A 20273-nucleotide genomic window follows, 5' to 3' on the forward strand; every position below is an offset into this window, starting at 1 on the left:
GCGCCGGGCGGCGGTTCAGCGAGGGATGGTGCGGCGGCCGACAAGCGTCCCGCTCTCCTCGAGCGCGCTCAGGTAGGACGCCGCCCACGCGTGGATGTCGTTGTGGGCCAGGTGGTCCCGCATCGCGCGCATCCGGGCTGCCACGTCCTCCGGGCCGGCCCGCAGCGCGGCGAGCAACCCCTGCTTGAGCCCGTCCAGGTCGTGCGGGTTGACCAGGTACGCGTGCTCCAGTTCGGCCGCCGCGCCGGCGAACTCGCTGAGCAGCAACGCCCCGGTGCCGTCGATCCGGGCCGCCACGTACTCCTTCGCCACCAGGTTCATCCCGTCGCGCAGCGGGGTCACCGCCATCACGTCGGCGACCCGGTAGAGCGCGACCAGCTCGGCCCGGTCGAAGGGCTGGGTGAGGTAGTGGATCGCGGGTTCGCCGACCCGGCCGAACTCGCCGTTGATCCGGCCCACCTGGTGCTCCACCCGGTCGCGCAGGATCTGGTATTGGCCCACCCGGTCCCGGCTGGGCACCGCCACCTGCACCAGCACGGTGTCCCGCACCTTGACGTCGCCGCTCGCCAACAGCTCGCGGTAGGCCTTCAGCCGCTGCTCGATGCCCTTGGTGTAGTCCATCCGGTCGACGCTGAGGATCACCTTCTCGGGCCGGCCGAGGTCCTGCCGCAGCCGGTGGGCCCGCTCGGCGACCTCGGGTCGGGCGGCGAGCGCGGCCATCTCGGCGGTGTCGATGGCGACCGGGAAGGCGCCGATGCGCACCACCCGGTCGTCGACCCCGATCCGCCTGTCGGTCGCGGACAGGCCGAGCACCTTGGTGGCGAGCTGGGCGAAGTTGTGCGCCGCCTGGGCCCGCTGGAAACCGATCAGGTCGGCGCCGAGCATCCCGCGCAGCAGCTCGGACCGGCGGGGAAGCTGCATGAACAGCTCCGGCGGCGGGAACGGCACGTGCAGGAAGAAACCGATCCGCAGGTCGGGGCGGAGCGCGCGGAGCAGGCCCGGCACGAGCTGGAGGTGGTAGTCCTGCACCCAGACCAGCCCGCCCGGCTCGGCCACCTCGGCGGCGGCCTCGGCGAAGCGTTGATTGACCCGCTGGTACGCCTCCCACCAGCGGCGATGGTATTCCGGCTGTTCCACGGCGTCGTGGTAGAGCGGCCAGAGGGTGGCGTTGGCGAAGCCCTCGTAGTGGTCGCGGAAGTCCTCCGCGCTCAGCGCGACGCTGCGCATCCGGACCCCGTCCACGTCGGGCAGGTCGGGTGCCGGGCCGGTGCCGCCGGCCCAGCCCACCCACGTGGCGGGCGTGTGCCGGAGCAGGGGGTGCAGGGCGCTCACCAGCCCGCCGGGGCTGCGGCGCCACTCGAAGGCGCCATCGGGCGCCACACTGTCGTCGATGGGGAGGCGGTTGGCCACCACCACGAGGGGGCTCTGTCGCATCTCGGGCAATCCGCTCAGCAGGGGTGCCGGCGACCGGAGCGGAACGCGAACCGGACAGCCGGCGCGGGACGTGACGTTCAGCGGTATTCCTACTGACCGTAAGTTACACCCCTGTTACCCGGTCGGCTCGGGCGAGCGGCGTCCCGCAATCCGGGCAGGGGGGTCGGCGACCGCTCAGACGACGGCGCCGTCGTCCGGATCCTGGTCGTCCCGGTCGCCCGGTCGCAGCCGCCAGATGAGCATCACGAACCCGCCGAGAATGCCGGTGAAGCCGAGCAGGGTCACCACCGACGGGTCGACGAGCGACATCACGGTGGGGGAGAGGAACAGCAGGAAGCCGAGGACGATGGAGAGCACACCCAGCACCGCGTATTTCGAGAAGCGCGGCAGCGGGGGCGGCGGGGGCGGGGTGTAGTGCTCCTCCTCCGGGTCGCCCGGCAGGTCGGCGCCGAAGGTGTCCAGGCCGTCCAGCAGGGAGGGCTCGTCGTGCCGGTCGCGGCTCACCGAGATGCCGGAGACGTCCGCCGCGTAGGGCAGCCGGCGTACGTCGGTGGCGGTCGGGCCGGCCGGCTCCTCGGCGCGGCCGGCGGCGGCGCCACCCGGGGCGGCCGGGTCGTCGACGTCCTCGGCGGCCGGCCAGGGGTGGCTGCCGGTGGTCGGCGTGGTGTGGAAGCCCGCCACGATCTTGGCCCACTCGGCCTCGATGTCGGGTTCGTCGGCGCGGGGCGGTTCGCCGCCGCCCTCGTCGGCGAGCTGGGTGAGGTAGTCCCGGGCGGTCCGCAGGTGCGACCTGTCGACGTAGAGCCGGTCGACCGGGCGGGCCGGGACCGTGGTGGTGCGGGTCACCGGGTTGAGATCGGCGGAGGGCTGGAGGTAGGCGGCGATGCCACCGGCGGCGAGCACGTCGAGCAGGTGCTCACCGACGCGCGGATCGACGTCGCCCGCGACCGCGTACTCGGCCGCGTCGAGCCCGTTGTCCCGCCGTCCTCGGCGAGGCCCGCCCCCTGACACCGGACACCCCCTTCACCACGGCCTGACGTCGTGTCCTGAATCCTGACACGCCGGCACCCGGTTCCGGGAGTGCGTTGTGGCGCGGCGTACGGGTTCGTGCCCACTTCCCGGACGTTTCGGCGGGTCCCGGGCCCCACCTGGGCGGACCCGGCGCGGTAAGGATCGCCGGAGGATGCCGCCCGCGACCCGCCACCACGGCCGGTCCTCCGCCCGCGAAAAGTCACCTTCACCGCGAAAGCCGAATACCTTACCGGCGGGGGTCGTAACGGATCCGGACCGCTCAGCCGGCCTCCGCGATGCGGAGCAGGCCGACGGCGGCGTGCCGCTCCGCGAAGGCGCGTACCCGGGCCAGCGTCGCCGCCGCGGCCGGCGGGTCCGTCTCGGTGAGTGGCCGCACCGCCAGGGCGGACGCGATGAGATGGTCGGTGACGTCGCTCATGCCCGCGTAGTCCTCCGCCGCGTCGGTGAACAACCGGCCCGCCCGGGCGGCGTCACCGTCGCGGTGGGCAAGTGCCGCGTCGGCCGACCGACCGGCCGCCTGGGCCCAGCGGGTCGCCCGCGGGGCACGGGCCAGCAGGTCACGCACCAGGACCGCCGCGTCGCCGCCGAGCAGGCCGGCGACGTGACCGACCGCCGGCACCCACTCGGCGAACGGGATCATCCGGGTCCGTCGCCAGTCCTCGTCCAGCTCGGCGAGCAGCGCGAGCGCCTCGTCCCGGCGACCCTGCACCGCCCGGCAGAGCGCGGCGTGCGCCACGGTGGACCGCAGCACCCGGTGGAAGCCGCTGCGCCGGGCCGCGACAAGCGCCTGGTCCACCAGGTCCGGGTCGCCGTCGCCGTCGCCGTCGCCGGCGGCCGGGCCGTCGCCGAGCGCCCGGATCCAGCCGGAGATCGCCACCACGTGCAGGTCCCACTCGTCGGTCGGGCGCCGGGTCGACCCCTCGGCCATCCGCAGCGCCGCGGTCCAGTCCCCGCTGTAGTAGGACCGGGTCCACTGCTCGCTGAAACTCACCGTGAGGCCGTGCAGGCCGGCCAGGTCCAGCGACCGTTGCTCGGCGACCAGCCGGGCCGAGCCGGCCAGGTCGCCCTCCTCCTGCAACGCCCAGGCCAGGTTGTGCACCGCCCGACGGCAGCTGGTGAGCCGCTCCACCCGGCACTCCTCGGTGACCTCGGCCATCTCGGCGTACGCACCCTCGGCGCCGGCCTGGTAGCGGGCCGCCGCCAGGGTGATCCGGGCGTTCGCCCGCGCCTCCCGCAGCTCCAGCCGCTCGGCCAGCTCGGCGGCACTGCTCGCGGCGACGCAGGCCGGCTCGGTCGACGCGTCGAACATGTGCGCCCGGGCCAGCTCCAGCAGCGCGCCGACCTTGTCCTCGCTGTCCGGCAGCTCCGCGTGCAGCCGGATCGCCCGGTCCAGGCAGCGCAACGTCTCCGACCGGTCGGCCCGCGCCCACGCCGCCGTGGCCAGCAGCCGCCACGCCTTCGCCGCGCCGGGCAGGTCGCCGGCGTCGGCCAGCCGGCCGGCCAGGCCGGTGAGTCGTGCCGTGCCGCCGTCGACCAGGAACCCGTCGCGGTCCCGATAGAACGCCAGCTCGGCCTGGAACAGCTCAAGCGCCGGGTCCGGCCCGCACTCGACGCTCAGCGCGCGCTCGACAAGCGTGGCCGCGGTCTCCAGCGCGTGCAGCTCGTACGCCCGGAGGGCGGCCCGGTGCAGCGCGGACCGGGTGGCGGCGGCGTGCGGGGCCTGGTCGAGCCCCACCGTGCGGGCGATCTCGTGCGCCGCCCACCTGTGGTTGGCCAGGACCTCGGCCAGGTCGTGCTGCCGGCCGTCGGCGAGCTGCTCCAACCAGTCGGCGGCGCCCTGGTGCCGGGCGACCCGCTCCGCCCGCGGCAACCGCTGATAGCAGACGTCCCGGACCAGCACGTGCCGGAACCGGTATTCGGACTGCCCCGGCATGGTCGAGGTGGGCAGCTCGAAGACCAGGTCGCGGCGCTGGAGGCGGTGCAGCGCCCGCTCCACCCACTCCACCGGCCGGCCCAGGGCCAGTGCCACCGGCGCCGCCCAGAACTGCACGCCGACCACGGAGGCGGCCTGGAGCACGGTGCGGTCGGCCGGGTCGAGCAGGTCCAGCCGGTTGGCGATGACCGCCTGGACGGTGCGGGGCATCCCGGCGCCGCCCGTCGGGTCGAGCAGCGCCACGCTCGCCGTGCGCTTGGCCAGGCCGCCGTCGAGCAGCATCCGGGCGTACTCCTGGGCGTAGAGCGGGTTGCCGTCGGCGAACTCGATAAGCGGCGCGCGGGCCTCGCTGGGCAGCGTGGCCTGACCGAGCAGCAGCGAGTAGAGGGTGTCGATGTCCCCGTCGTGCATCGGCGGCACCGAGATGGACATCGCCCCGCTGATCGTGCCGGTCCAGGCCGGATGCCGCTCGCGCAGCTCCGGCCGGGCGGTCGCGACGACGAGCAGCGGCACGTTGCGGGCCGCCGCGCCGAGCTGCTCGACGAAGGAGAGCATCGCCTCGTCCGCCCAGTGCATGTCCTCGAAGACGAGCACGGTGGGGCCGGTCGCGGCCAGCGCGAGCAGGAAACGCCGCCACGCCGCCTCGGTCTCGGCCGAGGTGAGCCGCTCGCCGGAGACGCCGACCAGGGGCCCCAGCGCCTCGGCCAGCCGCACCGCGTGCGGGTCGGCGAGCCGGCCCAGCCGGTCGCGCAGCCGCTCCCGCGTGGCGGCCGGGTCGTCGGCGCCGGCCAGCCCCGCCCAGCCCCGCACGATGTCGGCCAGGGCGGCGTAGGTGACGTTCTCGCCGAACGGCGGGCACTGGCCGGTCAGCCAGGTGACCTGCGTGCCGGGCAGGTTTGCCGCGTGCCGGGCCAGCTCACGCAGCAGCCGGCTCTTGCCCACCCCGGCCGGACCGAAGACGGTGAGCAACTGGGAGGTGCGCTCGGTGACGGTGCGGTGCAGCGCGCTCACCAGCAGACCCCGCTCGTGGTCCCGGTCGACCATCGGGGTCAGCTCGGGGCCCTGCCGGTCGCGCCGGGGCCGGGCCCGGACGGCAAGCCAGATCCGGCTCACCGCCGACCGGCCACGCAACGTGACCGGCGGCCGGTCGGCGTACTCCATCTCGCGTCGGGTGGCCGCCCAGGTGCTCTCGTCGACCACCACGCCGCCGACCGGGGCCAGCCCCTGCAACCGGCTCGCGGTGTTGACCACGTCACCGGTGACGAAGGCCTGGCCGCCGTCGCGCGCCGCGGCCAGGTCGACGAGCGCCTCGCCGGTGGCGATGCCGACCCGGAAGCCGAGCGGCGGGTGCGGCCCGGCCGGCTGCCGGGCCAGGCTGCGTTGCAGCTCCAGCCCGGCCCGTACGCAGCGCAGCGCGTCGTTGTCGGTGGCCACCGGCGCGCCGAACAACGCCATCACCGCGTCGCCGATGTATTTCTCCACCACGCCGCCGTACTGGTGCACCAGCCGGCGCACCGTGGCGAAGTATGCCTGTTGCAGGCCGCGGGCCTGTTCCGGGTCGGCCCGCTCGGCGTACGTGGTGAAGTCGGCGATGTCGATGAAGAGCACGCTCACCTGCCGGCGGTCCTCCTGCACCGCGACCGCGTGGTCGCGCAGCGGCTGGCCGCAGTTGGTGCAGAAGTTGGCGCCGGCGTCGTTGGCGTGGCCGCAGCCCGGGCAGGCCGCCGCGAGCGGCCGGCCGCACCCGCCGCAGAAACGGTCGTCCGGCCCGGCGGTCCGGGAGCAGTGTCCACAGGTGAGATCGATGTCCGGCTCCGTACGCGTGAGGTACCAAGTGTGCCGCGCCGCCGCCCCAGTCGGGTACCCGACGGGTCGACGGGACGATGCGGCTGTTCGGCCGGGTCTAGTCTCCTCTAGCAGGAAGTCCCGTCGACAGGGAGAGTGCCGTGCACGTCCGGCTTTCCGCCCCATGGATCGATCCACGAGGGACGGTGTGGGCCTCGGGCGACACGGTCGACGTGGACGCCGTCACACTCGCCGAACTGGAGGAAAAAGGCATGGTGGAGCAGCCCGCAGGCAGCGGATCGACCGAGAGCACGACGACCACGACCACCACGACGCCGTCGAAGAAGACCGACCCGTCGAAGATCGGCCCCGGCCCGAGCGCGCCGCCGGCCGACACCAAGGACGACTGACGCGGCGACGTCACACCCGAGGGCGGGGCCCGGCGAACGATCGCCGGGCCCCGCCGTCATGCGGGTCAGCGGTCGCTCATCCCGGCGCGGCGGCGCAGCGCGGCCACGTCGGTGACCACGATCCGGCGTCCTTCGGTACGCAGCCAGCCGCGGCTGGCGAACGAGCCGATGGCCTGGTTGACGCTCTGCCGTGAGCCGCCGGCCATCTCGGCGAGCTGGCTCTGGTTCAGCTCGATGGTGATCATCGGGGCCTGACTCTCGCCGGCCAGCCGGACCAGCGTCTTGGCCACCCGGCCGGGCAGGTCGAGGAAGACGTGGTCGGCGTTCTGCTCGGTGAGCCGGCGGATCAACTGGCCGAGGGAGCGCATCACCGCGTCGAGGATGCGCGGGTTGGAGTGCACCAGCTCCATGAAGGCGGGGCGGGACAGCGCCAGCGCGGCGCAGTCCTCGATGGCCTCCGCCGAGGCCGACCGGGTCGAGGCGTCAAGCAGGGAGACCTCGCCCAGCACGTCCGGAGGTCGGATCACCGACAGCACGGCACGCTCCCCGGTGGGGGCGGTGCGGAACACCGCCACCGCGCCGCGGCGCAGCACGATCAGCGACTCGCCGGGATCGTTCTCGACGAAGAGCAACTGCCCCTTGCGGTAGGTGCGGGGCACGGCCGCGGCGATGACCCGCTGACGCACCTCCGGCTCCAGCCCGGCGAACATCTCCACGCCTGTGAGCGCGTCACCCGGCTCCGGCAGGCGAGACTCCACGGCTCAACTCCTCCCCGGTCAGAAGTCACCACTCGCACACCGGGTGAAGCTGTCAGTCCCGGTACGAGGCAGCTCAACCGGTTCGGCGCCCGACGGCGGTACACATCAGATCATGACGGCCCGGTAGCGTGCTGTACACCCCCGGAGACACTTCCGTGACCATGGCGGCTCGCGACCGGTGCGGCGCCGACCTCGGCGGACGCCCCGACGGCGGCCCGGCGGGGCCGATGGGCGAGGATGGGCGCGATGGTCTACCGCTATTTCTACGACTGCGAATTCATCGAGGACGGCCGCACCGTCGACCTGGTGTCGATAGGTGTCGTCGACGAGTACGGCCGCGAGTTCTACGCGGTCTCCACCGAGTTCGACGACTCCCGCGCCGTGCCCTGGGTGCGGCGCAACGTGCTGGACAAGCTCCCCTCGCCGGCCGACCGGGCCTGGCGGTCGCGGGAGCGGATCCGGGACGACCTGCACGAGTTCCTGCTGGCGCCGGTGCGCGACCGCCCGGGCGAGCAGGTGGAGCTCTGGGCCTGGTACGCGGCGTACGACCATGTGGTGCTGGCCCAGCTCTGGGGCGCCATGCCGGCGCTGCCCCGTGAGATCCCCCGGTTCACCAAGGAGCTGCGTCAACTCTGGGACGACCGGGGCCGGCCCCGGCTGCCGGACGCCGAGGCCGACCGGCACGACGCGCTCGTGGACGCCCGGCACAACCTGGCCCGCTGGCGGGCGATGACCGGGCACTGAGCGCGGGCAGGTTTGACCCGTTCTGCCCGGGGCACCGGAGGCGGCATCACGCCGATCCGAGGAGGGCCCATGAGCAACGAGCCGACAAGCGCCGCCGACGCCCGGCGCAAGGTCACCGAGCTGATCCGGGACGCCCGGATCTGCCTGCTCACCACCACCGCCGTGGACGGCCGGCTGGTCAGCCGCCCGATGGGGTTGCAGGAGGCGGACTTCGACGGCGACCTCTGGTTCTTCGCCTACGCCGACTCCGCGAAGATCCGTCAGATCCGGGTGAACCCGCAGGTCAACGTGGGTTTCTCCGATCAGCGGCACAACGCCTGGGTGTCGGTGGCCGGCACCGCCACCGAGGAGTGGGACGACGCCCGCGCGAAGGAGCTGTGGAACCCGCTGCTCAAGGCGTGGTTCCCGGACGGCCTCCAGACGCCGGGGATCACCCTGATCAAGGTGCACGCCGGCTCAGCCGAGTACTGGGACTCGCCGGGCAGCACGGTGGTCAACCTGCTCGGCTTCGCCAAGGCCGCGGTGACCGGCAAGCCGCCGAAGGCGGGCGAGAACCGGGAGGTCGGCTACTGACCGGTAATCAGACCGATGGTCGGAAACGGCCCGGGGCGCGGTGCCGGCGCACACCAGCGGCGACTACAGTTCGCACGGACGGCCCGCCCCGGGCCGGCAACGGCGCCGATGGTCTGATCTGACACATATCCTGGGGCTTATCCGGGCTTCACCCGATGTCTCAGGAGGATGAGCGGATCATGCGTATCGGCGTGCTCACCGGCGGGGGCGACTGCCCTGGTCTCAACGCGGTGATTCGGGCGGTGGTCCGAAAGGGCGTCGCCACCTACGGTCACGAGTTCGTGGGCTTCCGGGACGGCTGGAAGGGCCCGCTCGAGGGCCTGTCCAAGCCGCTGGGCATCGCGGAGGTGCGGGGCATCCTGCCGCGTGGCGGCACCATCCTCGGCTCGTCCCGGACCAACCCGTTCAAGATCGACAACGGGGTGGAGCGGATCAAGGAGAACCTTGCCGCGCAGGGCGTGGACGCCCTGATCGCGATCGGCGGCGAGGACACCCTCGGCGTCGCCACCAAGTTGCACGAGCTGGGCGTCAACGTCGTCGGCGTGCCGAAGACGATCGACAACGACCTGGGCGCCACCGACTACACGTTCGGCTTCGACACCGCGGTCAACATCGCGATGGAGGCGATCGACCGGCTGCACACCACCGCCGAGAGCCACCACCGCACGCTCGTCGTCGAGGTGATGGGCCGGCACGCCGGCTGGATCGCCCTGCACGCCGGCCTCGCCGGCGGCGCCAACGTGATCCTGCTGCCCGAGCGGCAGTTCGACGTCGAGCAGGTCGCCGGGTACGTCGAGAAGCGCTTCCAGCACCAGTACGCCCCCATCGTGGTGGTCGCCGAGGGCGCCCAGCCGCTGGACGGCCAGATGGTGCTGCACAACCAGGAGCTCGACTCGTTCGGCCACGTCCGCCTCGGCGGCATCGGCCAGTGGCTCGCCGAGCAGCTGGAGGCGAAGACCGGCAAGGAGGCCCGCACCGTGGTGCTCGGCCACATCCAGCGCGGCGGCACGCCGACCGCGTTCGACCGGGTGCTCGCCACCCGCCTCGGCCTCCAGGCCATCGACGCCGCGCACGAGGGCGACTGGGGCAAGATGGTCGCGATGCAGAGCACGGACATCGTCCGCGTCCCGCTGGCCGAGGCCACCCGGGAGCTGAAGACCGTGCCGCTGGAGCGCTACACCGAGGCCGAGGTCTTCTTCGGCAGCTGAGAGATGTAAGGAGGGGGCCCCGCTTAACGCCTTCTGCATAGGCGGGGGCCCCTTTTAACAGTCGTCGGGGTCGGACGAGGAGGCGCGGGTGGGCGGGAACACGGTCGCGGTGATCGGCGCGGGCAAGATCGGCGAGTTGATGCTCTCCGGGCTGCTGCGCTCCGGCTGGCCGGTGGAGCGGCTGCTCGCCACCGCCCGGCGTCCGGCCCGCGCGCAGGAACTGACCGACCGCTACGGCGTACGGGTGGTGGACAACCTGACCGCGGTGACCGAGGCCGATGTGCTCGCCGTCTCGGTGAAGCCGCAGGACGCCGCCGCGCTGCTCGACGAGATCGGCCCCAAGGTCCCCGCCGACAAGCTTGTCATCTCGCTCTGCGCCGGGCTGCCCACAAGCTTCTTCAACCGGCGGCTGCCCGAGGGCACCCCGGTGGTCCGGGTGATGACCAACACCCCGGCCCTGGTCGACCAGGCGATGAGCGCCATCTCGCCCGGCGCGCACGCCACCGGCGCGCACCTGGCCCTGGCCGAGGAGATGTTCTCCCCGCTCGGCGCCACCCTCCGGGTGCCCGAGTCGCAGCAGGACGCGGTCACCGCGCTCTCCGGCTCCGGCCCCGCCTACTTCTACCTGCTGGTCGAAGCCATGATCGACGCCGGCATCCTGCTCGGCCTGCCCCGCCAGGTGGCGCACGAGCTGATCGTGCAGACCGCGATCGGCTCGGCGATGATGCTGCGCGACTCCGGCGAGCACCCGGTGAAGCTGCGCGAGGCGGTCACCTCGCCGGCTGGCACCACCATCTCCGCCATCCGCGAGCTGGAGAACCATGGGGTACGCGCGGCCATGCTGGCGGCGCTGGAGGCCGCCCGCGACCGGGCGCGGGAGCTGGCCGCCCAGGTCTGAGGCGGGGCCCCGCTCAACCGCCGGGCGCGGCAGGAAGGCGTGAGACACCCATGGCGTTCCACTCGTGAAGCTTTCATCCCCTGGGTGGAACGCGGTGGGTGTCTGGGAGGGCGTGAGACACCCGTAGCGTTCCACTGGCGAGGCCGTCGGCCGGTGGGTGGAACGCGGTGGTGTCTCTGGCGACCGGTTGGCCAGTGGCCTCCCACCGCTCGACCAGCGCCACGACCTTGGGGATCACGTGCCGGCTCTGGTCGTTGATGGAGCCGTTCTGCATGTCGATCACGATCGGGGCCGCTGCGTACCGCTCATGCGTTGACTCTGCCATTCGGGAGCCGACACACCCGGCATCGTTTCCCATTCAGGTATTACGCCCGGCCGGCCATCTCGGCGACTCGGAGGTGCGGCAACATCTGATCGACCAGGCCCGGGGTGACCGCGAGGGTGGTCAGCGAGTCGGCGGTGTAGTCGGCTCCACTGGTGTCGAGGACCACGGCCCCCGCCTCGCGGGCGATGGCCACCCCGGCTGTCATGTCCCACGGGTGGTTGGAGAGGGTGATGGCGGCATCGATCTTCCCCTCCGCCAACCAGACGAGGTCCACCGCCGCTGACCCGCTCATCCGCACGCGCTGCACCGTCTCGGCGAGCCGTGCCATCAGCGCCAGCCGGGTCCGGTTCTTGTGCGCAGCCTCAGAACCGGTGGCGAAGTCGCCCATCCCGACGATGGCCTCGCTCAGACGCCTGGTGTCACTTACCTTGATCGGCTGGCCGTTCGCGAACGCGCCACGGCCCTCGGCAGCCCAGTATCGAGCACCGAGGAAGGGCAGCTCGACGACGCCGAGGACCGGACGTACGCCGTGGAGTAGACCGAGGGAGATGCCGCACAGGGGGAGACCGCGAACGAAGTTGACCGTGCCGTCGACCGGGTCGAGCGTCCATTGCCAGTCGCCGGTGCCGCTGACCCCCTCCTCTTCGCCGAGGAAGGCGATGCCCGGTGTGGCGTCGCGCAGGAAAGCGCGGAGGTCTCGCTCGATCGCGTAGTCGACCTCGGAGACGAGATCACGGTCGCCTTTGCTGGTCGAGGCGACCGGCGCCTGGCGTCGCATGAAGGAGGCTGCCCGGTCGACCGCGTCGAGGGCGATCGGCAGCAGGTCACGATAAGTGGTCACAGCCGCTGTCCCCGCTCCCACTGAGAGTCGAAGACCTCCTCGTACACCGGGTAGAGCCCGGTTGTGGAATCCTGCCGCCGCATCACGAAGGTCGGCGAGTCGACCCCTCGACTCGTCGGCAGGTATGCCTGGGCAAGGCAGAGATCGTCAACGAAAAGGAGGTTGAACCGAAGCGTCTCGTCATAGATGGCCACCTCGACGTTGCCGTGCAGCTCGTCGGGCAACCGGCCCCGCACCCGCAACATCGTCTCGATGTTGAGCTTCGTCAGCGACGCGAGCTGACCTGCTGGGAAGCCTTCCTCGTGCTCCCTGGCTCGAATCGCGGAGCCATCCGGGTCCAGGAACAGGCAGCGGACCTGTGCGCCCTCTTCGATGAGTCGATGCCAGCGGTGGTCAGGACAGTGCTGGCACAGCAGGTTCAGGGAGAGACCCATGGCTCGAACGGCACGGGCACCCGCCAGGATGTGATCCGCGGGCAGTTGCGCAGCGAGTTCGGCTCGACTGCGATAGACCGCAGTCACATCCGCAATCGGTTCGGCGCGTGCGGCTGGGACGACGAGCATGTTGCCTGTCTTCGCTGCCTCGGCGTCGTACCGCAGCTCGATGGTGTCGGCCGATCCCAACCCCGAACGGAACCGTCGATGCACGTCGCCGTCCGCCCGCGTGAGGGCAGTGTCGAGCGCGGCCTGCATTTCCGGCCGGGGCTGCACCCCCTCCCGGCCCGCCTCCCACTTGGACACCGTGCGTTCGCTGACGCCGAGGTGCTCGGCGAAGTCGCGGATCGTCATCCGCAGGGCATGACGCAGCTTTCGGGTTTCCCGTCCGCTCCACTTCGGCACGGTCGTCATCGGCTCGCCTTCGATCGCTTCGAGACCGTTCGTGCAGCAGCTTAGTGGCTCGACTGCATAACTGGTGCAGCGCAGGTGCAGAGCGTAGTCATACCGAGGAATCGTCAGGCTGACCAGGGTAGACGCATGGCCCGGGGCGGGTGCTGGCTCTGGCGGGGCGCGGCCCCCAGCGCATCCGCCGTCCCGCCCGCCCCGGTGCCGCTCCACTTCGCGATCTCGACGGAAGGGCGATTCATGGCGGCGGTACCGCACGACACTCCGGCCGGAAACGAAGGCGCGGCGTCATGCCGCAGGCGACTCGGGCACCTGGCGGCGGGCATGAGCGGGCTTGGACCGTACCCCGTTGAAGCGCGCGTCGCGGTGGTCCGCTGGCTGCGGTTGGTGGCTGCGGACGCCGAGCTGGCGCCGTACCTCATCGGGGTTGATCGGGTCCGGCTCGCCGGGCACCTGGCGCTGACCCTCACGGTGGCGCTCGGCGGGCCGGTGGGCGACATCGCCCGGCCGGTGGCCGGGGCGTGGCGCGGCCTGGGCCTGACCGAGGAGCAGCACCGCCGCGTGGTCGACTATCTGGCCGGGGTGCTGTGGGCCCTGGATGTGCCGGCCGGCGCGGTGGACGCGGCCCGGCGGGCCTTCGCGGACGAGGCCGCCGGATGACCGCCGCCCTGTCCGCGTCGTGGTCCATCGTGCTGCGGTACGCCGACGCGGCGGCCGACCACTTCTGGCGCGAAGTCGAGGGGCGGCTGCCGCAGCGGGAGGCGGCCGTGTTCCTCGCCGCCCTCGGGCGGCTGGCCAGCGGTGGCGATGACCCGGCCGGCCGGGCGGCGCTGCTGGCGGTGCTCGGCCGCGCCTACCGCCCTCTGCCGGAACAGGCTGCCGTCGACGCCGCGCTCGTCGCCACCGTTGCCCGGTACGCGCCCGGGACGCCGGAGTTGGCGGCGGCCTGGGCGGAGGCGGCCCGGTCGGCGTCGGCGGCGGTGACCCGTGCCGCCGCGCGGGCCGGCGACGGACCGGCCTGGTGGCCGGCCCAGGTCGTCGACCACCATCGGGACGCCGAGGGCGTCGCCATCATGAGCGTGCGCCCCCGGGGCCGGCTGTCGTGGCGGCCGGGCCAGGCGGTGCCGGTCTGCACCGAGCGCTGGCCCGGCCGGTGGCGCTGGTACTCGCCGGCCAATGCTCCGCGCCCGGACGGCACCGTCGAACTCCACGTCCGGGCGGTCGCGGCCGTCTCCCGCGCCCTGGTCCACGAGGTACGCCCCGGCGACCGGCTCTGGCTCGGTCCGCCGCACGACGCCGGGCTGGGTCTCGACCCGGCTTCGCGGGCGGATCTGCTGCTGGTGGCGGGAGGTACCGGGCTCGCACCGCTGCGCGCCCTGGTCGAGCAGGTCGCCGAGGCGCCGGCCGGGCGGCGGGTGACCATGGTCGTCGGCACCCGCTCCTTCGCCGACCTCTATGACGCGATCAGCCTGGACAAGCTCCAGTGCGCGCACGACTGGCTGACGTTGGTGCCGGCGTTCTCGCACGATCCGTTCGCGGAGCCGGGGGCGCGGGGTGACGCGCTCACCGTGGCGCTGGAGCACCACCGGCCGGGCCAGGAGGTCTACGTGTGCGGGCCGCCGCCGATGGTGGCCGGGTCACGGCTGCGGTTGCTCGCCGCCGGGGTGCCGGCCGAGCGCATCCACCTGCCGACGAGATCATGCCGTCAGGCACTTGACGAGTTGACGGCGGACGCGGTCGTCATGGGCGTCTATGACGAAGCGATTCGGCGGGGTCGCCAGCTTTCGGAGGACAAGCCGAGCGAGTGACCGCGACCTTTGCGGGGGGAGTGGCCCGGATCGACCCTGCGACAGGGACGGAGCCTGTGCCGCATACTGGCCCGGTGTTCACTCTCGCCCAGGCGCGACACCTCGTGGCCACCCTGCGGCCCCGTGTCGACGAGCTGATCCGGTGTCGGGCCGACCTCGCCGAGTTGCGGGTCGACCTGGCCGACCACGGCGCCAGCGCGCTCGGCGGGCTCGCCGAGGTGAAGGCGCTGGAGGCCCGGCTGCACGCCGTGGTGGAGGAGTTCCACCAGCACGACATCGAGGTCAAGGGCATCGCCCCGGTGCTGCTCGACTTCCCCGGGGAACGCGACGGCCGGGCGGTGCTCTGGTGCTGGTTGGAGGGGGACACCGACGTGCGCTGGTACCACCGGGTCGAGTGCGGCTTCGCCGGCCGCCGCCCGGTCTGAGTGGTCCCGCCGACGAGCTGAGCGGGCCCGCCGACGAGTCGTTCCCGGCGAGCGGTGTGGCGGGCCTGCCGGTGGGCGCGCAGCGGGATCGTGACGACCACCAGGTCCTGGAGCGTCTCCGGGCCCCGTGAGTTGCTGAGCGCCACCTCGTAGCCGGCGTCCACCGCGAGCCGGGCACCGTGCCGCCGCACTCCCGACCGTACTGGCGGAATCCTTCGTTCACCCGAATGACCCCGGCAGCAATTTGTATGGACAAGTCTCTATGGACGAGTGTCGCAAATCGACAACCTTCCATGTCTAGTGATCTTATTGATATCTATCTCTCACCACCACTTCCCACCCCCAGGAGTGCGACGTGCGGAGATCCCGTCTTGCCACCCTCGCCCTGACCCTGGCCGCCTCGATCGGGGTCACCCTGACCCTGGCCGCCGCGCCCGCCCATGCCGCCCCGTCCGACCGCTACGTCGCGCTCGGCGACTCGTACGCCTCAGGCGTCGGCGCCGACAGCTACACCTCCGAGAGCGGCAACTGCCTGCGCAGCAACAACGCCTACCCGGCGCTCTACAACGCCGGCATCCGCCCGGCCTCGTACCGCTCGGTCGCCTGCTCCGGCGCCACCACCGCGGACGTCATCAACGGCCAGCTCTCCGCGCTCTCCTCGACCACCACGCTCGTCAGCGTCACGATCGGCGGCAACGACGTCGGCTTCGCCAGCATCATGAGCACCTGCGTGCTCCAGGGTGAGTCGCAGTGCGTGGCGGCGGTGAACGCGGCCATGAACACCGCACGCGCCCAACTGCCCGGCCGACTCGCCAACGTCTACAACGGCATCCGCAGCCGTGCTCCCTCGGCCCGCGTCGTGGTGGTCGGCTACCCGGTCTTCTACCAGCTCGGCACCGTCTGCGTCGGGCTCACCGCCACCTCGCGCGCGAAGATCAACGAGGGCATCAACCTGGTCGACGACATCACCCGGACGGCCGCCACCTCCGCCGGCTTCACGTTCGCCGACGTGCGGTCCGCCTTCGTCGGCCACCAACTGTGCAGCTACGGGGAGAAGTGGCTGCACGCGTTGAACGTGCTGAACCTGACCGTCTCCTACCACCCGACGGCCGCCGGGCAGTCCGGCGGCTACTACCCGGTCTTCCGGTCCGCCGCCGGCTGACCGCGGCTGTCGACCGCGAGCGGCATGCCGCCGGCCGCAGGCATGCCGCTCCGTCGTGTCCTCAGGCCGGCAGGACCTTCTCCACCGCCGCGCGCAGCTCGGGATCGTCCGGCGTGACCTGCGGGGCGAACCGGCCGGCCACCGTGCCGTCCGGCGCGACCAGGAACTTCTCGAAGTTCCACCGTACGTCGCCGGTGTGCCCCTCGGCGTCCGGCGTGGACACCAGCGCGGCGTAGAGCGGGTGCCGATCCGCGCCGTTGACGTCGACCTTCTCCGTGAGCGGGAAGGTCACGCCGTAGTTCACCTGGCAGAACTCCTCGATCTCGGCGGCGGTGCCCGGCTCCTGGCCGGCGAACTGGTTGCACGGCACCCCGAGCACGGTCAGCCCGCGCCCGGCGTACGCGTCGGCGAGCGCCTGAAGGCCCGCGTACTGCGGGGTGAGGCCGCAGCGGGAGGCCACGTTTACCACCAGCAGGGCCTGGCCGCGGTAGCGGCCGAGGTCGGCCGGGCCGCCGGTGAGGGCGTCGATCTGCACGTCGAAAACGGTCATGGGTCGAGGCTACGGGGCGACGCGCGGCTCGCCCCCGCGCCACCCGTGAAATCGACGCCTCTGCATCTTGACGAACTGATGACGGTGTGAGTAGCGTCTCAGCAATCAATTTGGAAAGTTTCCTAACTGTTTGGGGAGACGCCGTATGAAGAGATCGCTCCGCCGGGCCCTGTGGGCCACCGGCGCCGTGGTCGCGCTCGCGGTCGCCGCGGTGCCCATGACCACCGCGTCGGCCGCCGGCAGCGTCACCGCCACGTTCACCAAGGTGCAGGACTGGGGGACCGGTCACGAGGGACGGGTGACCGTCACCAACGGCACCAGCGCCAGCGTGAACGGCTGGCGCATCGAGTTCGACCTTCCGTCGGGCACCACGATCGGCAGCTTCTGGGACGCCGACGTGACCCGCAGCGGCAACCACTACGTCGCGGTCAACAAGAGCTGGGCCGGGTCGCTCGCCCCGGGCGCCAGCTTCAACTGGGGCTACAACGGCACCGGCGCGTACCAGGGTCCGTCGAACTGCACCGTCAACGGCGGCGCCTGCGCCGGCGGCGGCACCCCGACGACCGCACCGCCGACCACGACGGCGCCGACCACCAAGCCGCCGACGACGGCGCCGCCGACCACGACCCCGCCGACCACGACCCCGCCGACCACGACGCCGCCCACCGGCGGCAAGAAGGTGGTCGGCTACTTCGCCGAATGGGGCGTCTACGGCCGCAACTACCACGTCAAGAACATCCACACCAGCGGCTCCGCCGCGAAGCTGACCCACATCCTGTACGCCTTCGGCAACACCACCGGCGGGCGGTGCAGCATCGGCGACAGCTACGCCGACTACGACAAGGCGTACACCGCGGCGGACAGCGTCGACGGCGTGGCCGACACCTGGGACCAGCCGCTGCGCGGCAGCTTCAACCAACTGCGCAAGCTGAAGAAGATGTACCCGAACCTGAAGGTGCTCTGGTCCTTCGGCGGTTGGACCTGGTCGGCCGGCTTCACCCAGGCCGCGCAGAACCCGGCCGCGTTCGCCGACTCCTGCTACTCGCTCGTCAAGGACCCGCGCTGGGCGGACGTCTTCGACGGCATCGACGTCGACTGGGAGTACCCGAACGCCTGCGGCCTGCAGTGCGACGCCAGCGGCCCGAACGCGTTCAAGAACGTGGTCTCCGCGCTGCGGAGCAGGTTCGGCTCCAGCTCCCTGGTCACCGCGGCGATCACCGCCGACGGCAGCAACGGCGGCAAGATCGACGCGACCGACTACGCCGGCGCGGCGTCGAACCTCAACTGGCTGATGCCGATGACGTACGACTATTTCGGCGCCTTCGCCGCCCAGGGGCCGACCGCGCCGCACTCGCCGCTCTACTCGTACTCCGGGATCCCGCAGCAGGGCTTCTGGTCGGACGCGGCGATCCAGAAACTCAAGTCCAAGGGCGTACCGTCGAACAAGCTGCTGCTCGGCATCGGCTTCTACGGACGCGGCTGGACCGGCGTGACCCAGACCGCTCCCGGCGGCAGCGCCACCGGCGCGGCGCCGGGCACCTACGAGGCGGGCATCGAGGACTACAAGGTCCTCAAGAACACCTGCCCGGCCACCGCCACGGTCGGCGGCACGGCGTACGCCAAGTGCGGCAGCAACTGGTGGAGCTACGACACCCCGTCGACCATCGGCGGGAAGATGAGCTACGCCAACAGCCAGGGCCTCGGTGGCGCGTTCTTCTGGGAGCTCTCCGGTGACACGAGCAACGGTGAGCTGATCGGCGCCATCAAGGGCGGTCTCGGCTGAGCCGAGGGCCGACGCACCACCCACCCGGCGGGGAGGGGCCGCACCGGCCCCTCCCCGCCCGCGTGGTCACCCCCGGGCGGCCCGTTCCCGGTGCTCCCCCGGGGACAGCCCGTAGGCGGCCCGGAACGCGCGGCTGAAGTGCGCCGGGTGCGAGAAGCCGCACCGGACGGCGATCTGCGCGACGCTCAGCCGCCGCAGCCCCGGGTCGGCCAGGTCCCGGGCCGCCCGGTCCAACCGACCGGTACGGATCAGCGCGCCGACCGTCGTACCGGTGCCCTCGAAGAGCCGGTGCAGCGACCGCAGCGACAGGTGGTGCGCCGCCGCGACGACGGCCGGGGAGAGTCCCGGGTCGGCCAGGCGCTGCCGGACGAACGCCGTCACCCGCGTGCGGAGCCCGGTGACCCGGACGTCGACAGGTAGGTCCCGCTCGACGCCCAGCCGTCCGGCCAGAGCACCGGCGATCAGGTCCAGGGCGATCCGGTCGAGGAGCGGGGTGTCGGCCGGCGCGTACTGCTCCGGGTGCGCCACGATCCGCCGCAGGAACGCGGCGAGCAGCGCGCCCATCCCGGTGCGGGACGGGATGTCGGCGGCGACCAACTCCGTCAGTCGGTGCGCGGCCAGCGGCAACGCCCGGTGCGGCAGCAGGACGGTCAACGTCTCCACCGCTCCCGCTGTCGCGCCGTCCGGCCGTAGCTTGGAGCCGTGTGGTCGGACGGTGTCGACGAGAGCGAACGCGGACGGGTCGAGCGGCGTCTCGCGACGCTGTTGCGTCATCACCCCGCGCCCGGACAGCGGCAGCGCGAGCTGGTACAGCTCCGGGTCGCCGCTGTCGATCATCTGGGCCGGGCGGCTGAGCTCCAGGGACGGGTAACGCCATACGCCGAGGCGGACCGTGCCGAGATCGGTCACGCGGGCCGAGGCGGTGAAGTCGTCCGCGTGCGCGCTCCGGATCGAGGCCGCCGCCGACTGCCGGGCGACGAGGTCCTGCCAGAAGTCGAACCGTTCGGCCGGGGGCAGCCACCCGGTGTCCACAGATGTCACGGCGAGGATGGTCCGTCACCTCCGGGAAGGGCGGGGTCCGTGTCGCCCCGCCGTCCGAGACTAGCGATCGCCGGGCCGGGCCGCGGGTCGGCGGGCGTGCCGTGTGGCCGGGCGGGGCGATCCGAGCGAGGATGGGGGCCGGCGACCGGCGCGCGGGCCGGTGTGACAGACTCGCCGGTCAGGCACCTCGCGATGCCCCGGCGCCGATGGGAGGGACCGATGGGTCAGCAGCACCGGAGGGTGGCGACCGTCATCGTCCTGCTCGCGCTCCTGCCGGTCGGTCTGGGCGGCTGCGGCGCGGGCGACGGCGGCGACGGCACCGCCGCCGCACCCACCGGCCGGGCGCCGGCGGAGGAGGCCGCGGCCAAGAGCCGGGAGCGGGTGCAGGCATACCTGGACGCGCTTGCTTCGCGGGACGCCGACGCCGGCCGCAGCCAGCTCTGCGCGCCCATGCAGGCGGCCTTCGACGCCGCCGCCACCGGCCCGAACGGTGACTTCGCCGACCACTTCACGGTGCCGCGGGCGACCATCACCGACGTCCGCACCGGGCCGCGCGGCCAGGAGGTCAGCGCCTCGATCACGGTGACCGCCAGCACCCGCGACGGCACCCGCAAGGCCACCCGCGCGCTGCTGTTCACGGTCACCCGCAGCGGCGCGGACTGGTGCATCGCCGGCGAGACGCCGGGCGGCAACTCGGCCCCACCGAGCGGCACGCCCTGAC

General features: G+C 72.5%; 19 protein-coding genes. 11 read left to right on the forward strand and 8 right to left on the reverse strand.

Going from position 1 to position 20273, the window contains the following annotated elements; translation table 11 throughout:
* Positions 1-15: 15 nt before the first annotated feature.
* The 3 genes from SM450_RS19600 to SM450_RS19610 all read right to left on the reverse strand — a co-directional run bounded on the left by SM450_RS19600 (position 16) and on the right by SM450_RS19610 (position 6370).
* Positions 16-1434 (reverse strand): alpha,alpha-trehalose-phosphate synthase (UDP-forming), encoded by a 1419-nt coding sequence (locus SM450_RS19600; RefSeq protein WP_474621190.1) that lies wholly within the window; start codon positions 1432-1434, stop codon positions 16-18.
* A 174-nt stretch (positions 1435-1608) separates the two neighbouring features.
* Positions 1609-2445, reverse strand: coding sequence for a DUF308 domain-containing protein (locus SM450_RS19605; RefSeq protein ID WP_474621191.1), 837 nt, complete (start codon positions 2443-2445; stop codon positions 1609-1611).
* A gap of 280 nt (positions 2446-2725) precedes the next feature.
* Positions 2726-6370, reverse strand: coding sequence for an ATP-binding protein (locus SM450_RS19610; protein ID WP_474621192.1), 3645 nt, complete (start codon positions 6368-6370; stop codon positions 2726-2728).
* Between SM450_RS19610 and SM450_RS19615 the strand changes: the two genes are divergently transcribed.
* A complete protein-coding gene (locus SM450_RS19615; protein ID WP_474621193.1) occupies positions 6346-6594 on the forward strand; it encodes a hypothetical protein in 249 nt (82 codons plus the stop codon). The genes SM450_RS19610 and SM450_RS19615 overlap by 25 nt on opposite strands.
* Positions 6595-6659: 65 nt before the next feature.
* Here the strand turns inward: SM450_RS19615 and SM450_RS19620 are convergent, their stop codons facing one another.
* Positions 6660-7352, reverse strand: a complete 693-nt coding sequence (locus SM450_RS19620) for a Crp/Fnr family transcriptional regulator (protein ID WP_091059444.1) — start codon at positions 7350-7352, stop codon at positions 6660-6662.
* A 246-nt stretch (positions 7353-7598) separates the two neighbouring features.
* Here SM450_RS19620 and SM450_RS19625 point away from each other — a divergent pair, with 246 nt between their 5' ends.
* The 4 genes from SM450_RS19625 (at position 7599) to proC (ending at position 10775) form a co-directional block, all read left to right on the forward strand.
* The gene (locus SM450_RS19625; protein ID WP_474621194.1) at positions 7599-8096 is read left to right on the forward strand and encodes a polyadenylate-specific 3'-exoribonuclease AS; all 498 of its coding nucleotides are present in this window, start codon (positions 7599-7601) and stop codon (positions 8094-8096) included.
* 69 nt (positions 8097-8165) lie between these two features.
* Positions 8166-8669: a pyridoxamine 5'-phosphate oxidase family protein gene (locus SM450_RS19630; protein ID WP_474621195.1), complete on the forward strand. Its 504-nt coding sequence runs from the start codon at positions 8166-8168 to the stop codon at positions 8667-8669.
* Positions 8670-8848: 179 nt separating this feature from the next.
* Positions 8849-9877: a 6-phosphofructokinase gene (locus SM450_RS19635; protein ID WP_474621346.1), complete on the forward strand. Its 1029-nt coding sequence runs from the start codon at positions 8849-8851 to the stop codon at positions 9875-9877.
* Positions 9878-9965: 88 nt separating this feature from the next.
* The gene (proC, locus tag SM450_RS19640) at positions 9966-10775 is read left to right on the forward strand and encodes a pyrroline-5-carboxylate reductase (RefSeq protein ID WP_474621196.1); all 810 of its coding nucleotides are present in this window, start codon (positions 9966-9968) and stop codon (positions 10773-10775) included.
* Positions 10776-11140: 365 nt separating this feature from the next.
* Here proC and SM450_RS19645 read toward each other — a convergent pair whose 3' ends face one another.
* Both SM450_RS19645 and SM450_RS19650 read right to left on the reverse strand, forming a co-directional pair.
* Positions 11141-11941 (reverse strand): inositol monophosphatase family protein, encoded by an 801-nt coding sequence (locus SM450_RS19645; RefSeq protein WP_474621197.1) that lies wholly within the window; start codon positions 11939-11941, stop codon positions 11141-11143.
* On the reverse strand, positions 11938-12789 hold the full coding sequence (locus tag SM450_RS19650; protein WP_474621198.1) for a DUF5919 domain-containing protein: 852 nt from the start codon (positions 12787-12789) through the stop codon (positions 11938-11940). Before SM450_RS19650 ends, SM450_RS19645 begins: the two co-directional genes overlap by 4 nt.
* 318 nt (positions 12790-13107) lie before the next feature.
* Between SM450_RS19650 and SM450_RS19655 the strand changes: the two genes are divergently transcribed.
* The 4 genes from SM450_RS19655 to SM450_RS19670 all read left to right on the forward strand — a co-directional run bounded on the left by SM450_RS19655 (position 13108) and on the right by SM450_RS19670 (position 16178).
* Complete coding sequence (locus SM450_RS19655) at positions 13108-13443, forward strand: globin family protein (RefSeq protein ID WP_474621199.1); 336 nt, start codon at positions 13108-13110, stop codon at positions 13441-13443.
* A complete protein-coding gene (locus SM450_RS19660; protein WP_474621200.1) occupies positions 13440-14591 on the forward strand; it encodes an FAD-binding oxidoreductase in 1152 nt (383 codons plus the stop codon). The genes SM450_RS19655 and SM450_RS19660 overlap by 4 nt, the downstream gene beginning before the upstream one ends.
* A 74-nt stretch (positions 14592-14665) precedes the next feature.
* Positions 14666-15016 (forward strand): DUF2203 family protein, encoded by a 351-nt coding sequence (locus tag SM450_RS19665; protein WP_474621201.1) that lies wholly within the window; start codon positions 14666-14668, stop codon positions 15014-15016.
* Positions 15017-15371: 355 nt separating this feature from the next.
* Positions 15372-16178 carry an SGNH/GDSL hydrolase family protein gene (locus tag SM450_RS19670; protein ID WP_474621202.1) on the forward strand — a complete coding sequence of 269 codons (807 nt, stop codon included), beginning with the start codon at positions 15372-15374 and terminating at the stop codon, positions 16176-16178.
* 61 nt (positions 16179-16239) lie between these two features.
* Here the strand turns inward: SM450_RS19670 and SM450_RS19675 are convergent, their stop codons facing one another.
* Positions 16240-16728 (reverse strand): glutathione peroxidase, encoded by a 489-nt coding sequence (locus SM450_RS19675; protein WP_474621203.1) that lies wholly within the window; start codon positions 16726-16728, stop codon positions 16240-16242.
* Positions 16729-16873: 145 nt separating this feature from the next.
* Here SM450_RS19675 and SM450_RS19680 point away from each other — a divergent pair, with 145 nt between their 5' ends.
* The gene (locus tag SM450_RS19680) at positions 16874-18511 is read left to right on the forward strand and encodes a glycosyl hydrolase family 18 protein (RefSeq protein WP_474621204.1); all 1638 of its coding nucleotides are present in this window, start codon (positions 16874-16876) and stop codon (positions 18509-18511) included.
* 66 nt (positions 18512-18577) lie between these two features.
* On the opposite strand, the gene SM450_RS19685 is transcribed toward SM450_RS19680, so the two are convergent.
* Positions 18578-19552, reverse strand: coding sequence for an AraC-like ligand-binding domain-containing protein (locus tag SM450_RS19685; RefSeq protein WP_474621205.1), 975 nt, complete (start codon positions 19550-19552; stop codon positions 18578-18580).
* 219 nt (positions 19553-19771) lie between these two features.
* Between SM450_RS19685 and SM450_RS19690 the strand changes: the two genes are divergently transcribed.
* Positions 19772-20272, forward strand: a complete 501-nt coding sequence (locus tag SM450_RS19690; RefSeq protein WP_474621206.1) for a hypothetical protein — start codon at positions 19772-19774, stop codon at positions 20270-20272.
* Position 20273 lies beyond the last annotated feature (1 nt).

This window comes from Micromonospora marincola, assembly GCF_056150385.1.